This is a genomic window from Veronia pacifica (assembly GCF_001707825.1).
GTDB lineage: Bacteria > Pseudomonadota > Gammaproteobacteria > Enterobacterales > Vibrionaceae > Veronia > Veronia pacifica.
Genome location: NZ_LYBM01000008.1, coordinates 73,671 through 90,618 on the forward strand (window position 1 = coordinate 73,671; position 16,948 = coordinate 90,618).

5 protein-coding genes are annotated in these 16,948 nt (G+C 47.7%); all 5 read left to right on the forward strand.

Going from position 1 to position 16,948, the window contains the following annotated elements:
* The 5 genes from A8L45_RS06570 to A8L45_RS06590 all read left to right on the forward strand — a co-directional run bounded on the left by A8L45_RS06570 (position 1) and on the right by A8L45_RS06590 (position 16,666).
* Complete coding sequence (locus A8L45_RS06570) at positions 1-3,411, forward strand: non-ribosomal peptide synthetase (RefSeq protein WP_068900455.1); 3,411 nt, start codon at positions 1-3, stop codon at positions 3,409-3,411.
* Positions 3,408-13,238: a hybrid non-ribosomal peptide synthetase/type I polyketide synthase gene (locus A8L45_RS06575; RefSeq protein ID WP_068900457.1), complete on the forward strand. Its 9,831-nt coding sequence runs from the start codon at positions 3,408-3,410 to the stop codon at positions 13,236-13,238. Before A8L45_RS06570 ends, A8L45_RS06575 begins: the two co-directional genes overlap by 4 nt.
* Positions 13,232-14,008 carry a thioesterase II family protein gene (locus tag A8L45_RS06580; RefSeq protein WP_068900459.1) on the forward strand — a complete coding sequence of 259 codons (777 nt, stop codon included), beginning with the start codon at positions 13,232-13,234 and terminating at the stop codon, positions 14,006-14,008. The genes A8L45_RS06575 and A8L45_RS06580 overlap by 7 nt, the downstream gene beginning before the upstream one ends.
* Positions 14,009-14,043: 35 nt before the next feature.
* Complete coding sequence (gene ccrA / locus A8L45_RS06585) at positions 14,044-15,438, forward strand: crotonyl-CoA carboxylase/reductase (protein ID WP_068900461.1); 1,395 nt, start codon at positions 14,044-14,046, stop codon at positions 15,436-15,438.
* A gap of 340 nt (positions 15,439-15,778) precedes the next feature.
* The gene (locus A8L45_RS06590; RefSeq protein ID WP_175401930.1) at positions 15,779-16,666 is read left to right on the forward strand and encodes a helix-turn-helix transcriptional regulator; all 888 of its coding nucleotides are present in this window, start codon (positions 15,779-15,781) and stop codon (positions 16,664-16,666) included.
* Positions 16,667-16,948: the final 282 nt, after the last annotated feature.

Below are 16,948 nucleotides of genomic sequence, written 5' to 3' on the forward strand. Positions count from 1 at the left end.
ATGAGTCAGTTATCTAAAGACCAACAGCAACTAATGGCGCGTTTATTGAAAAATAAAGGCGTTGAATTAACAAAAACAGAATCATCAGACAACTATGTCATCACGCCAGATCAGGAAAACCGATTCGAACCTTACCCGCTGACAGATATTCAGCAGGGATACCTTCTGGGGCGAAATCAACATTTTCTGTTGGGGAACGTTGCCAGCCATGCGTATCTTGAATTCTCGATCGAGGAATTGAACGTCGAGCGTTATCAACAGGCATGGCAAAAAGTGATTGCTCGTCATGACATGCTCAGAACGGTGGTATTTAACAACGGCACTCAGCAGACACTGTCCCAAGTGCCTCATTTTGATATCGACGTGCATGACTTTAGGGATTTAGACCCAGCAGCAACAGAAAAAGCCTTGCTGGATCTTCGCGCAACGCTTTCTCATCAGGTTTTGGATGCCAGTCGCTGGCCACTTTTTGACATCCACGTCAGTTTGATTGATGAGCAGCGGCAGCGTATTCACTGGAGCTTTGATGCAATTGTCTCTGATGTTTACAGTAACTTTATCTTCCAAGAAGAGATATATCGTTGTTATTACGATGACTCTGTGGAGCTATCGCCGCTTTCTCTTTCATTCCGCGATTACGTGCTTGTGCTCAGAGATCAGCAAAGTGGCACTGCCTACCAACAAGCGGAAAAGTATTGGCAAGAGCGCATCAAAACCTTACCGGCAGCACCTTTATTGCCACTGAAAAAAGAACTGGCGGATATCAGCAAACCGCGATTTGAGCGTTTGTATCATCGACTGCCTGCAAATGAGTGGAGAAGCATAAAACAACAGGCGAAAAAACATGGTGTGACAACCACAGTGGTACTGCTGAATGTCTTTTCACATGTACTGGCCCGATGGTGTCGAGAGTCGCGGTTTACGCTGAATATGACATTGTTCAATCGTCAACCATGGCATTCAGAAATGGATCAAATTGTTGGTGATTTTACTGCCACCATGTTGCTGGCTGTAGAAGCACTGGCAGATGGTGATGACGCCGGGTTTAAAGCCAGAGCGAAGCGTATTCAGAGCCGCTTCCTTGATGATCTTGAGCAGCGAGCTTTCAGCGGTATGCAAGTACTGCAACAGTGGTCTTCTGTGTCTGAAGGTCAGCAGTTAGCACCGATTGTCTTTACCAGTGCCCTCACTGTAGGGGATGTCAGCGAACAGTTGGATACGACGAAAAAGCAGCTCGGTGAAATGGATTTCTCAATCACTCAGACACCTCAGGTGTTACTTGATCACCAAGTTTACGAGGAAGCTGGTGGCCTTTGTATTCATTGGGATCATGTGCCTGAAGCATTCCCTTCGGGTTTGCTCGACACGATGTTTGCAAGTTACACCGACATTCTCCAACAGTTGGCGGAAGCCAAAATCGACTGGGATAGCCCACTTCATATCTATTTGCCTACGGCACAGCGTGAAGAGCGCAAACGCTACAATCAAACGAACAACGAAAAAATTAATGACGCAGCGCAAACATTTTTGTTTCAACCTTTTAATCAACAAGTGCTCAAGCAGCCTGATGCGATTGCGGTTGTGGCCAGTGATATGCAGCTCAGTTATCAAGAACTCGCGCAACGTGCTTACGATCTAAATCTCACGCTTCAGGCTCGTGGTGTGAAAGCTGGTGACAAAATTGCCGTTGTCTTGCCGAAAGGCTGGCGTCAGGTCGTGGCTGTGTTGGGAATTCTGGCGGCTGGTGCAGCGTATGTTCCTATCGATCCTGACTTACCCTCATCACGTGTCAGCTGGTTGCTGCAAGAGGCGGAATGCCGTTTTGCCATTACGTTGGCTGATTTCCAGTCAGCTGACTGGCCCGATACGACAGGTAAAATTCATATTGACGCGACGCCTGTTGTTGAAAATCCCGATGCCCTGTGTTTCTGGCCCACAAAACAAGCACCTGATGCACTGGCATATATCATTTATACCTCGGGTTCGACGGGCAAACCGAAGGGTGTAATGATGAGCCATAATGCGGTCGTTAATACACTGATGGCTGTGAATGAAGGCTTCCAGATTGGCCCTGAAGACTCAGTATTTGGTTTATCAGCACTCAATTTCGATCTCTCTGTTTATGACATATTCGGCACCTTGGCCGCAGGCGCAACGCTTGTGCTGCCCGACGCAGGGCATGAGCGGGATCCCCAGCACTGGCTTGCCTGTCTGAGCAAATCGCCATGTACGGTGTGGAATACTGTTCCGGCCCTATTGCAGATGTTACTCGAGTCACTGCCACAAAATCAGTCGTTACCCTCATTCAAGACCGTAATGCTCAGTGGTGATTGGATACCTCTGGACATGCCGGAAAAAATATCTCGGGCTTGCCCTCAAGCCAACTTGTTCAGTCTTGGCGGAGCCACCGAAGCGGCGATTTGGTCGATCTACTACCCGGTTACAAATGTCGACAAGACATGGCGAAGCGTGCCTTATGGCCTGCCGATGGCTAACCAGACCTTTTTTGTCCTCGATGATGCATTTCAGTCTTGCCCTGATTGGGTGACGGGTGATTTGTACATTGGCGGGGTAGGGCTGGCGCAACGCTACTGGCGAGATGATGAGAAAACCCGCTCACGCTTTGTAAGACATCCACAGACCGGCGAGCGACTCTACAAGACAGGCGATCTGGGTTGTTTCCATCCCTCTTCTGATGATTCGCCGGGTTATATCGAGTTTCAAGGGCGTGAAGATCAACAGATTAAACTTGGTGGTCATCGCATTGAGTTAGGTGAGATAGAAACACTGTTGAACTCTCATCCTGCCGTCAAACAAGCAGTGACCTCACTGGTTGGGGATACGTCGTTAAAGAGTGGAAATCAACAGCGCCTTGTTGCCTACATTCTGACTGAAGAAAATCATATAGATAAAGCACAGTTACAACAATTTCTCGCTGAGCAACTGCCACGTTATATGTTGCCGAGCGCCTATATCGCAATAGACAGTATTCCGCTGAATAATAACGGTAAGGTAAACCGAAAAGCGCTACCAATTCCTGACTTCACCGCCGAACGAAAAGCGGCGTATGTCGCGCCGGCCAGCGATATGGAGAGAACCATTCAGGGTGTTATTGCGGGCAGGTTACTGACACCAGAACTGAGTGTCACTGAAAATCTGTTTGACCTCGGCGCAAGCTCGCTAGACATCGTTGCCATTCATAAAGTGCTCGAAGATCAACTTAAGCTCACGATTTCAGTCCTCGACCTCTTTGAAAAACCCACCATACGCCTGTTGGCTGAGTCGCTTGATGACCAAGGTAAAGAGGGGTTAAGTCTTATGGAACAGGCCCGCAAAGACATTCAGTCTCGTCGTCGCCGCACCAGCAGGCCCGCAAAAGGCGAAACGCCTCAGCATGGAGAAACCGCATGACTTCCGTAACAGAACATCCTGACGCGATTGCCATCATTGGCATGGCGGGTCGTTTTCCACAAGCAAATGATATCGACGAATTTTGGCGCAATCTGGTTGACGGTGTGGAATCTATCAACACATTTAGCGCAGATGAACTGCGCGAGTCGGGGTTCGATGAGTCCGATATCCAAAGAGAAAACTTCATTGGTGCAGCTGCAATCCTTGATGACATTGATATGTTTGATGCCGACTTTTTCCAGTGCACGGCGTATGAAGCCACCATGCTGGATCCACAACAGCGGTTCTTTCTGCAATGTTGCTGGCATGCTTTGGAGCACGGAGGGTATCGCCCGGATGTGGCGGGTGATGTTGGTGTTTTTGCTGGGGCTGGTATCAGCACGTATTTATTAGCTGCCGCGCCAAAAACGACAGGCGGTGGGCTAACAAAGCTATTGCAACTCTTGATGGGGAATGACAAAGATTATCTTGCGTCCCGCGTGTCTTACAAGCTTGATCTTACTGGCCCCAGTATTTGTGTGCAGAGTGCGTGTTCTACATCCCTCCTCGCTGTACACACCGCAGCGCAAAGTCTGCTCAATGGCGAATGTCGTATGGCTCTGGCCGGCGGTGTTGATATTTCTGTGCCACAGAAAATGGGCTACGAGTATCAGGAGGGAATGATCTTTTCCCCTGACGGTCATTGTCGCGCTTTCGATGCCGACGCAAAAGGGACAGTCGCCGGAAACGGCGCCGGTGTGGTGTTGCTGAAACGCTTAGATGATGCGCTGAAAGATGGCGATAACATCATGGCCGTTATTCGCGGCTCTGCGGTGAATAATGATGGCGCGAATAAAATCGGCTATACCGCTCCAAGTATTCAGGGACAGGCAAAGGTAGTAGCTGATGCGCTGGCATTGGCTGATGTGTCCGTTGAGAGTATTGATTATATCGAGGCGCATGGCACAGGAACGGCGCTTGGCGATCCCATTGAGGTCAGGGCGCTAACTCAGGTATTCAGGAGTGAAACCCAAGCGAACCAATTCTGCGGATTAGGCTCGGTCAAAACCAACATCGGTCATCTCAATGCTGCAGCAGGTATCGCCAGTCTCATTAAGACAGTCATGGCGCTGAAGCACGGGAAGATCCCACCGAGTTTGCATTATCAGCAACCTAACCCAGAGATTGATTTTGCCAACAGCCCTTTCTACGTCAATAACTGCTTACAAAACTGGCCAGAGAGGGCACATCCTCGTCGTGCTGGCGTCAGCTCGTTTGGTTTTGGTGGCACGAACGTGCATATGGTACTTGAGCAAGCACCAGTAAAATCCGAAAACAGCAATACTCTGCAAGGTCCTGTGCTTATCCCTCTTTCTGCTACCTCTGAACCGCAACTTAAGGAGTTGGCGCAGAAATACATTCACTGCCTTGAGCAGACTGAGCCACCTGAATTAGCGTCGATCAGTTTCACCGCCATGGAGGGGCGTAAACATTTCACTCATAGGTTGGCATTGTTGAGTGACAGCACATCAACCCTGACGAAACAACTCAACGATTTTGTGGCAAATAAATCGGTTTCTCAGGGCTGGCAGGGCAGTGAAAGCGATTCAAAAATGATAGCAGCCTTATTCACGGGTCAGGGGGCACAGTACCCTGACATGGCTAAAGACCTATATCAACAGCAGCGTCATTTCCGCGATGCATTAAATAAGTGTGCCAAAGGCTTAGAGCAATGGCTTGATGCGCCATTACTGGATGTGTTGTTCGGCCGTAAAGAAGACCAAGCTTTATTGGCACAAACCGCCTATGCACAACCTGCTTTGTTTGCCGTGGAATATGCACTATATGAAATGTGGACATCGGCCGGGGTCGAATTCAGCCATGTTGCTGGCCACAGTGTCGGAGAAATCGTGGCAGCCTGTGTTGCGGGTGTATTGAGTCTCGATGATGCGTTGACCTTAATTGCTGCAAGAGGACGATTAATTCAGTCTCTTCCAGCTGAAGCTGGCGGCATGGTGGCAGTATTCTCCGACCGAAAAACTATTGAAACCTTGCTGCTGAATTATCCCTCTCTGACCATTGCGGCTGAGAATGGGCCGCGACATCAAGTGATATCGGGCGAAAAGGATAAGTTAGATAATGTCGTGCGCGAGATTTCAGCGTGCGATATTGAAAGTCGCGCCCTCAATGTCTCTCATGCGTTTCATTCATCGATGTTGGATTCGATACTTGATGAATTTGAAAACGTCGTGGCCTCACTAACACTGAATCCGCCTAAGATCCCAGTGGTCTCGAATGTGTATGGCCGCACCCTTACTGATGATGAAATTACGCAACCAGCATATTGGCGAGCGCATGTCAGAGAGCCAGTGCTTTTTCAAGACGGTGTTCGCGAATTGGAAAGACTTGGGGTGGACGTGTATGTGGAATGTGGGCCGCACCCTGTTCTGAGCAGAATGGGCCCAAGTTGTCTGATTGATTCCAATCAGGACGTCCCGAATGAAAAATGGCTGCATTCACTACATCATCAGCAGCATGACAAAGCACAGATGTTAAAATGTGCAGCCGCTCTTTACAGTGCTGGCGTAGATATACGCTGGGCTGAACTTGAAGACCATCAACACTGCCAACGTGTTCCACTTCCCGGTTATCCTTTTGCCCGCGAGAGATACTGGTTGTCAGATGTCGACCGTGGGCTGCAATCACGCTCTGCTGATGTTGAGATACCGGTCTGGCAATCACTCATCACCGCAGGTAGTCAAGCTGCTGAAAGAGGGATTGAATCACTGGGGTTATCGGCCTTGATGCAACAAGAGCGGTCGCTGATTCAACTGGCGCAGGTGTTCATTGTTCGTGCCTTCAGGGAAATGTCGCTTTTTACTGCGACAGAGCGATTTTACCCTCTTGAAACACTGATCAGCGAAGGAAAGGTTCTCCCACAATATACCCAGCTATTCGAACGTTTCATCCAAGCCTTGGTTGAGGATGGCCTGTTAAGAAAACAAGGGGACACTTACGGACAACTGAGCAACGTTGGTGACGACGTGTTACCCCAGTACATCGAAGCGTGTAGTGACGCTTTCGCTCAAAATACGGTATTTGAAACGGTATTTTTACAGTCTGGGAAGCAGCTTGCAGACGTACTGACGGGCAGGATGACGGCATTAGAGGCGATGATGGGGAATACCTCTGTCGATGAGGTCCGTGACATTTATGCTGACTTACCGACATCCCGCTATTTTAACAATGTGTTGCGTGAGACCGTTGCCGAATGGGCCAGAGCTGTACCGAAGGGCACGCCGCTTCGTATTCTGGAAATAGGTGCGGGCACAGGCGCTACCAGTGAGCAACTGCTTCCCGTTTTACCTGCTGATCGCTGTCAGTATGTGTATACCGACGTGTCACCGCTGTTTCTTCAAGTCGCGGCTCAGCGCTTTGAGCAACATACCTTCGTTGAATACACACTTTTCGATATCAATAAAGACCCCTGTAGCCAAGGTTTCGACGCTCACAGTTTTGATCTGATTGTGGCATCAAATGTACTTCACGCGGGTGACGATTTACGTAAAACCATGGGCTATGTCAGTCAGTTGTTAAAACCGGGTGCTCATCTACTGATGTATGAGATCGTCAATGAAACTCTCATTGGTGAGTTAACGACCGGTTTGTTGTTACCACTGGTTCAGGATACTGACCTACGGGGTATTCAGCCCTTTATGACACAGCCGCAATGGCAGTCATTATTGATGGAGCTGGGCTTCAGTGATTTTGCTGAGTTACCGGGTGAACAGAGTGAAGCATCCGTTTTAGGGGAACGGATTTTGCTTGCCCAACAAGCGCAGAATGTCACTCGCCTGCAACCCGCTTCTCCGTTTTATCAGTTGGACTGGCAGTACTCTGGTATCTCTGCAGATTCTTCAGCCTCACAGCTCTCGGAGCCGAGCCAGTGGTTAGTCTTTGCAGACTGCACCGGGCAGGCTGATGCCGTTACTGAATTATTGAAGGGCAATCAACAGACGGTCCATCAGATATTGCCTTCTGCATCCTCACAAAATATGCGGCAGTTGCTTGAGACGGTATTCAATAAAGATACGACTGAGCCTGTTCACCTACTTTATTTCTGGGGGCTGAATAGTCACCTCGATCTTGATGTTGAAACCGAGGATCTAAATCGACAACAAACAGACCTCTTCAGTGATCTATTGGACTTGCTGGCAGAGTTATCACAGGTGGATAAGTCCAATCTTCGATCCCTGAATATCTTTACACGGGGAACGCAAATACCTTCAAAGGCGACTGACAGTGCTCAGATTGAAATCGCACAGTCAACACTTTGGGGCTTCTCTCAGGTTGTAGCGTTGGGGCACCCGGAGCTGAAAGTCAAACTTATCGACCTTGACCATTCAGTCAGTGACGAGGCAAACGCAACCCAGCTACTTGGACAACTTTTTGCCTCGGAAAGTACCGGTGAATATCAGCTGGTCCTGCGTGATAACGACTGCTACTGGCCGCGGTTACAGAGCGTTTCCGCACCCTCCGCTCAATCAACGAGCCTACCTATTGATGAAGACGGTTGGTATTTGATTGCGGGCGGTTTGGGTGGCTTGGGGTTAGAAACCGCGGATTGGCTCGCTGGTCTCGGAGCAAAAAACATACTCCTGATCGGGCGTAATAAAGCCTCACAGCTTGCGGAAGATGCCGTTAAAAGACTCAGAGAAAGAGGCGTGAATGTTGAAATCGGTCTGGTGGACATTACAGACCCAGACGCACTTCAACGTATGGTTTCTGAGCTTAACCAGCCGATTAAAGGTGTCGTACACAGTGCTGTTGTCAGAGACTCTGAACAGCTCTCGGGTATGACGCCACTTGAACGTGCCCAGGCGGTGCTCGCACCTAAGCTTCAAGGCGCATGGAATCTGCACCGTATCACCCTAGATCAGCCACTGGACTTCTTTATTCTTTATTCCTCTTCGGTGTCTCTTGTGCCAGCGCGAGGGCTACCAGAGTACGTGGCGGGTAATGCTTTTCTTGATTCACTTGCCCATTATCGTATTGCGAGCGGATTACCTGCTCTAAGTGTGAGTTGGGGGGCTTGGTCAGACGTGGGTACGGTGGCAGACCCGCAGCAGTTGAAGCGTCTCGAGCAAGGCGGGCTGAGAAGTTTCTCACCCTCGCAGGCTCTCGAACACTTAAATACTCTGCTTAACAGTGATAAACCCTCTGCGCATTTCGGGGTGATGGACGTTGAGTGGCCAGTCTTGGTGCAACATTACCCTGAACATCAATTGAACGGGTATTTCAGTCGCTTACCGGGTATGGGCGAGAATAAGGTACTTGCACAACACAATACTCTACCCAATGAGGCTGACGCTCAGCATGACCTGAGGCAGGTGTTGCTTGATGAAACGCAAGCGGAAACTCGGCGAAATGTCTTGACTGAGTATCTGCAAAAGCGGGTTGGCGTGTTGCTGCGTTGCCCGGCAGACGAAGTGCCGGTATCAACTGACCTCATGCAATTGGGTGTTGATTCCCTGATGTTCCTCGACCTGATGAATGGCCTCAATCAGACATTGAAAATTCAGGTTAGACCGAATGAACTGATGGCAGACCTCAGAATTGAATCCATTTGCCGTGTCATTCTTGACGCGATTTGGAATGTCTCAGGCACAGATAAAAACGACCTCCCGCTAAAGGCAGATAAAAGTCAGGCCTTTGCACCGTTTCCATTGACCGATGTTCAGCAGGCTTATTGGATTGGGCGAGATCAAAACATGGATCTCGGGAATGTTGCTTGCCATGGATACTTAGAAATTGATTGTCAGCATTTAGATATTCCAGCACTTCAGCATGCGTGGAATCGCATGGTATCCCGCCACGCGATGCTACGCTGCATTATCATGCCAGACGGCCAGCAGCGGGTTCTGTCAGAGGTACCTGACTATGTAATTGCCTGCGACAACTTAATTTATGTTTCTCCGAAAAGCCGAGAGGAGAAACTGCTGTTATTCCGTCAGCAACTATCACATCGTGTACCTTGCACCAGCGAGTGGCCGTTATTTGAAATTCGGACCACAAAGATTGATAGAGATACAACTCGCTTGCACATCAGTCTCGACAACATCATGACTGATGGACGCAGTATCGGCACTATGCTGAACGAGTGGATACAGATGTATCGCCTCCCCGATCAGACACTGCCAGAGCTGGATTTGGCATTCCGTGATTATGTGGTCTCTCTCGAAGCCTACCGTGAAACCGAAGACTACCAGCGAGCTAAAACGTATTGGACCGAACGACTGGATAAGGTTTATCCAGCGCCACAGTTGCCGCTGGCCAAAGAGGCCGCTCAGGTTTCCTCTCCTGAATTCCATCGTCGATCGTTCCATCTGTCTTCTGAACAGTGGCAAGTTCTGAAAAAACGTGGGGCTGAACTGGCTGGATTAACGCCGTCAGGCTTACTCTTATCGGTCTACGCGCAGGTTTTAGCTTATTGGAGTGAATCACCCAAGTTCACCTTAAATGTCCCGACATTTAACCGTATGCCTGTGCACCCACAGGTAAACGATATTGTGGGTGAATTTACCTCTTTGATTCTCCTGAGCCTGGACTTCAGCGACGTTGCCTCCTTCCGGTCGAGAGCGACAAGCTTACAGAAGCAGCTTTTGCAGGATCAGGCCTATGACAGTTTTTCTGGTATTCAGGTGTTACGTGAACTTGTCCGACATACTGGCTCGCCCGAGCAAGCGAATATGCCCGTGGTATTTACCAGTACATTCGGGCTTGCAGAGCAAATCGACGCTGACTTCAGTGATAAAGAGCGCGAAACACAGCAACTTCTTGGTGAACAGGTTTACACCATCAGCCAGACGCCACAGGTATATATCGATAACCATGTTCATGATCATGGAGGACAATTGAATGTCTATTGGGATTGCGTTGATGAAATGTTCCCGGCTGATGTGCTTGATGACATGTTCGCTGCTTACACGGAGTTATTGACAGCGCTTGCCAATGATGAGGATATCTGGGAATCAACGCATCCGGTAACCCTCAATAAGGAGCAGCAAGCAAAACGTGACGCTTACAATGCAACGGATAACCCTGAATATCTTCCTGACAATGCAGATCTCCTCAAAGGCTTCTTGTCACAGGTTGCTGAGTGTCCAGATAAGCCTGCATTGATAACCACTGAGCAACAACTGAGCTATCACCAGCTGTTTGATTACGCTCGCTGGGTGGCATGGCGTTTACAAAAATCCGGGGTGAAGCCGGGTGATCGTGTTGCTTTGTTATTACCAAAAGGGTGGCAGCAGGTAGCGGCGGTATTGGGAACCCTGGGCTGCGGTGCAACTTATGTTCCACTCGATGACGGTCTGCCTGAGCAGCGATTGGTGACTTTGTTAGAGAGCGCTGTTCCTCAGCACATTATCGTACTTTCAGACTCGACGCTGCCTATAAAATTGTTCTCTAACATACCAGTATTGCCTCTTCCGCAATGGCATGACGCCGAGCAGTATTTGAATGATGCAGTGGACTTTGAGTTTATTTCCTCACCTCCGCAGCAGCTGGCTTATATCATTTATACCTCAGGCTCTACGGGCGTTCCAAAGGGCGTAATGGTAGACCATCGTGGCGCATTAAATACCGTTTTAGATATAAATACTCGGTTTAATGTGACCCATCAGGATGTTGTCTTCGGCCTCTCTGCACTCAACTTCGATTTATCTGTTTACGATATCTTCGGAACATTGTCAGCAGGCGCTAGCCTGTTACTGCCTGATTCCGAGGGCACCAAAGATGCCGCTCACTGGGTTGAGCTGGTGGAAAAACATCAGGTCACCGTCTGGAATAGCGTACCCGCACTGTGCCAAATGCTGCTGAGCCAAGCTGCCAGCCTTGAGGATTCCGTTCTAAACTCACTGCGTGTTGTGATGTTAAGCGGCGATTGGATCCCGCTCTCACTGCCACAGGAGGTCAGTGATCTCGCTAATCGGGCCGAATTATTCAGCTTGGGTGGCGCTACGGAAGCCTCGATTTGGTCCATCTTTTACCCTGTACACAAGGTGGACAGCCGTTGGCGGAGTATTCCTTACGGTATGCCACTGGCGAATCAGGGCTTCCATGTTCTCAATTCACAGTTAGCCCCATGTCCTGACTGGGTGATAGGGGAGCTTTACATCACAGGGGCTGGTCTCGCTAAGGGCTATTGGCAAGATCAGGGAAAAACAACATCAGCGTTTATTCGACATCCTGTGACTGGCGAAATGCTCTACCGAACCGGCGATACAGGACGGTTCCATCCAGAGGGACATATCGAATTTCTTGGGCGAAATGATGATCAGGTAAAAGTGAACGGTTACCGGATTGAGCTGGGTGACGTTGAAGCGTCTTTATTGGCGCTGCCCATGGTGAAAGAAACCCTGGTGATTGCTGTAGCTGACCTGAGTGATGTAAGCGGTAATACTCGCCCTGCGAAAGGAGCGGCGAGGCGAAAACAACGCTTACTTGCTTATTGTGTTATTAATCAAAGTGCGACGACGGATGACGAGTCGGCTATTACTGCGATGAAAGGTGAGTTGAGCCGTTCCTTACCTGATTACATGATTCCCAGCCACTTTATTCTGCTCAACAGTATGCCCTTAACGGCAAACGGAAAGGTCAATCGCCGTGCTTTACCTGCGCCGGACCTCAGTAAAGCAACGAATATCCAGCCCTCAGAAGCTCGCACTGCTACTGAAAAGAGCCTGTTGCAGGCTTGTCAGCAGATTCTGGGTCGACAGGTTGGTTTGGATGATCACTTCTTTGATATCGGTGGTGACTCTCTGTCAGCCACAAGGCTGAGCGTCGCTTTGAAGGATGAGGGACTGGCACTCTCCGTTCGTCAGGTCTTTATGACGCCAAGCTTGAGAGACATGGCTTCGGCCTGCACCGGAAGCGGCGATACAAAAGATCTGGTGACACTTAATAAGTATGCTGCAGGTCAACCTAACTTGTTTTGTCTGCATGGCAGTGATGGAGATGTTTTTGTCTTCAAACAACTTGCCGATCAACTGGCCGATCACATCAACATCATCGGTATTCAGGCTCCTGAAGCTTCTCAAGCCCCAACGCTTGAAGACATTGCTGCTCAATATATCCAGATGATTAAACAACAGCAAAGTTCGGGCCCTTATTACCTCTGTGGTTTCAGTTCAGGTGGTGTATTGGCTTGGGAAATGGCGAAGCAGTTACAACGCGCTGGCGATACGGTAGACAAGGTCATATTGATAGACAGTGGATTTTTACCGAGGCAACTGGTCGAAAAACCGTTAGTGACTCTCACTATGTTCGCTGCGTCGCTTGGCTTGCCGATTGATCCATTACCAGTCGACGAATTAGCACTGAAAAATCTCGCTTGTATTGAACATCAACCTACGTCGCTTGATGACTTTACAGATATTGATAGCGAGGCGGTGCAGCACTATTTAGAGGTACTGTCTGAAAACACGCCTCTGGTCAGTGGCGTTCAGTTGGGTGCCGATGAGTTATCACAGCGCTTTTCAGTCTTTCAACATTACGTTGAATTGACCTCGCAATATGAAGTGAAGCCAATAAACGGCGTACCAGTCTTACTGCTTCAAACTCTGGCAACCCAAGATACACCTCGATTGGATAAGCGTTGGCAGCGATTGGCTGATGAGTTTCAAGCGATGAACATAGAAGGAAATCATTTGACATGTATGCAGGCTGCGCACGTTGCGAATATTGCAAATTACATTGACCAGCATGTCCAACCTGCCCTTGATGGTGATGCGGTTACGGCCAATGGTGATGAAGAAACAGGAAATATGCCGGAGACACTATGTTAAATACAATCAATCAAACGCCATGGTTTCAACTGAGTAAAGCGAATGACCCGTCTATACGGCTGTTTTGCTTTCCTTTCGCAGGTGGTGGCGCGTCCGCTTATCGTCATTGGGAAAAAGCAATGCCCGATCACGTTCAAACGTGCCGGGTACAGCTGCCGGGAAGAGAAAATCGAATTAAAGCATTCCCAATTCGCGAGATGAATACGCTGCTCAATGCGTTGGCAATTGAAATACAGCCACTGCTTGATCGTCCTTTCGCTTTTTTCGGCCACAGTATGGGGGCGATTGTTGCCTATGAGCTTGCTCGTAAACTTACCGACAAGGGGTATCAGCCAGATATTTTGTTTGTCTCCGGGTGCAGACCACCTCACATCGTTGACACTCAACCCATTCACCACCTCTCAACGCCCGAGTTTGTTGATGCATTGAAGTCTAGAGGAGGAATACACGAAGAGTTACTCAACAGTGCGGAGTACATGGCGATGGTTGAGCCCACTTTGCGGGCTGACCTTGAGTTGATTGAGTCTTGGCACAGAGACTTCGATACCCCCTTATCATGCCCTCTACATGTTTTTGCTGCTTTGGATGACAAAGTTTCGCCAATCGAAGTGACGCATGAATGGGCTAAATACAGCACTCTTCCTCTTATTTCCCACAGCCTGAAGGGGGGACATTTCTTTGTTCAAGATCCAACACAAAACGTCACTGGACGAGTAGCCAGCGCATTGAAGCCCTACGAAAGAAACAAAAATAAAAAACACATAATTTGAGCAGCTTAATCGCTACATGATAGGAGATGTTAAAAATGCCATCTGATTTAAACGTTTTAATGGAGATGATTGCCTCAGAACATGCGAATGCTGATGATTTTGCCAATGTAAAATTACCTGATTCTATGAAGGCGCTGGTGACGTTACGTGAAGAACAGGAGATGTTTGTTGGAATGGAATCTGAGGATAAAGATCCGCGGCAATCACTGCATTATATAGACGTGCCAATACCAGAAGTAGAGGCGGGTGAAGTTCTCGTTGCAGTTATGGCGTCAGGTATTAATTACAACACGGTTTGGTCATCCATTTTCGAGCCATTGTCTACTTTTCAGTTTCTTTCTCAGTTTGCTCAGTACTACCCTCGAAATAAAAAACACTGCCTTGATTACCATATTATGGGAAGCGATGCGTCCGGTGTGGTTGTGAAGGTAGGTGACGGCGTAACACTATGGAAGCCTGGTGATCGGGTTGCTGTCAATCCCTCAGTGGCCACACTTTTGAAACACCAAGGACACAGCGATGGTGTCAAAGATCCCGACGGCAGAGCTTGGGGTTTTGAAACAAACTTCGGAGGATTAGCTCAGTTTTGTCTTGTTCAGGAAACGCAACTAATGGCCAAACCAGAGCACCTTAGTTGGGAGGAAACAGCCTCACTGGCACTGGTTTCAGGTACCGCATACAGAATGTTAGTTTCTGAGAATGGTGCAAAAATGAAGCAGGGTGATAACGTACTCATATGGGGTGGTGCGGGTGGTATGGGCTCTCTCGGTATCCAATATGTGCTCAATGGTGGTGGCAATCCAGTTGCTGTCGTATCTGGTGAAGAGAAAGCACAGTTAGCCAGAAAACTCGGTTGTAAACTGATTGTTGACAGACAGAAAGGGCGCTACCGGTTTTTTAAAGAAAATGGAGAGGAGAATCAGCGACATCTTGTTGCGTTCAGGGCCGCGGTTGAACGCTTGCTGGAAAATGAACAGGTTGATATTGCCTATGAGCACACGGGGCGTGAAACATTTGGTGCCAGCGTGTTTGTGGCTAAGCGAGGAGGTAAAGTTGTAACCTGTGGTTCAACGACGGGTTATCAACATTCCTTTGATAATCGATATTTATGGATGCACGTGAAATCGATTATAGGCTCGCATGGTGCGAATTTCACAGAGGCTTATGAAGCAAACAGGCTTGCCTGTCAGGGTAAAATTAATCCTGTTGTATCTGATGTGTATACATTAGAAAGTGCTGCCGACTCTGTTGTTAAAGTCAAAGCTAATGAACATGTCGGAAAAATAGGTATTCTCTGCTTAGCGGATAAAGAAGATTTGGGTATTAGAAATACTGAATTACGTGAAAAGGTCGGCGAAGATAAAATAAATATATTTCGTGATTATGCCCGTCAAAAAAGAGCAGTAGAAGAACAGGATAACGTTGCATGAATAAGTAAAAAAAGTACAAGTTAGAGTCAAAAAATAACCACCTGCAAACTGGTGGTTATTTTTATAAAAATTTATGAGAGTTCACCTGCTCTCTAATAAGAAAACGATGTTTCTATAATAAGAAGCCTTTAGAAAAAAATGTGATTTAGTCGCTATATTTATGCACTTGTTTGACCGACATCATCCTAAATGGTAATGATAATAATTATCGTTTGTATGGTGGTTGTAGCGAATAGATTATGGGTACTCAGCGTGTTCTTTTTGATGAGTTCTTGCGGATTAATAGTAATGAAAATCAAGCAAGCCAATCACTTACCCAAAGTATGGCTATTCCCATGTCTTGGGATGTACCAGAGGAGTATGGGGAAGGTCGAGTCGTCGTTATTCCGTTAATGGGGGGGCGACACTTGTGATCATGGAGTGTTGTTTTCATGAAAACATAGAGATCTTCTCAAACCAAGCTACAGTGGAAAGCCTGAGTTTTACGGTATGCGTTCAAGGTACATTAAGGAATGTTTGCCAGGGGCGTCCGGATATAAAAATACAGAAGAATGAGACTCTGTTTGCTCGCTATAAAGAAGAGCCACAGAAAATGTCATCCATTTTTAATGCTCATGAAGAAAACTGCTTCATTACGATACAACTAGGTTCTGAATGGCTAAAGTCTGATCCTAAAAGCCTTCACGCTGATGTTTTTAATAATCCATTTTGGCAAGGTATATATAAGTCAGGGCCTGTATCAAGATTAATGCTCACCGTTTCTCAGGACATTATAAATGCAACAAAAGAGGCGGATGTACAAAACCACTATATTTCAGCCAAGGTACTCGAACTTTGGTCTCATCAACTCAAGTTGCTGGAACGTCTGGCTACAGTCTCTAATCAAAAAGTGGTCAAGTTAAATGCACAAGATGTTGCTGTTATTCATCAAGTGGCAGACATTCTCATTGACGAAATGGCAAACCCTCCTGGGTTACTTGAGTTATCACGCCGTGTTGGAATTAATGACTTCAAGTTGAAAAAGGGGTTCAAACAGATTTACGGAACAACAGTGTTTGGTTTCTTACACACACACCGCATGGAGACAGCCAGAGCATTAATTAAAGACCGCCAATGCTCAGTGTCTCAAGCAGCCGCAAAAGTAGGTTTCAAAAGCCCAAGTCACTTCTCAATGGCGTTCAAGCAAGTTTATGGTGTAACACCCAGACAAATATTGGACTTGGCATAATAAGAGTATTAAAAATTTTAAGCGTGGAAGGCTTATTCAGGAGTGAATGCGTTGTGACGTAAGTAAATGCTGTGAATTCAAAATGATAGATAAAAGTAGTTCTAATAGTGATATCGGAATGCCTGAAGAGTACACACAAATGCGACGGAATGGTGACATTTATGTAAGCTGCCATGTCTTTCCAGTTAGCGGTGAACCAACAATTCGAGATAGTGGTTTGAAAGTTAATCACAGTCTAGTTACGTCATCAAAGCGAGTGCGTGGATAGCCCTTGCTTTGAAT

Bases quoted from the DNA above. Each gene is read 5' to 3' on its own strand.
- A8L45_RS06570 (WP_068900455.1), top strand. From the start codon at position 1: ATGAGTCAGTTATCTAAAGACCAACAGCAACTAATGGCGCGTTTATTG.
- A8L45_RS06575 (WP_068900457.1), top strand. From the start codon at position 3,408: ATGACTTCCGTAACAGAACATCCTGACGCGATTGCCATCATTGGCATG.
- A8L45_RS06580 (WP_068900459.1), top strand. From the start codon at position 13,232: ATGTTAAATACAATCAATCAAACGCCATGGTTTCAACTGAGTAAAGCG.
- ccrA (WP_068900461.1), top strand. From the start codon at position 14,044: ATGCCATCTGATTTAAACGTTTTAATGGAGATGATTGCCTCAGAACAT.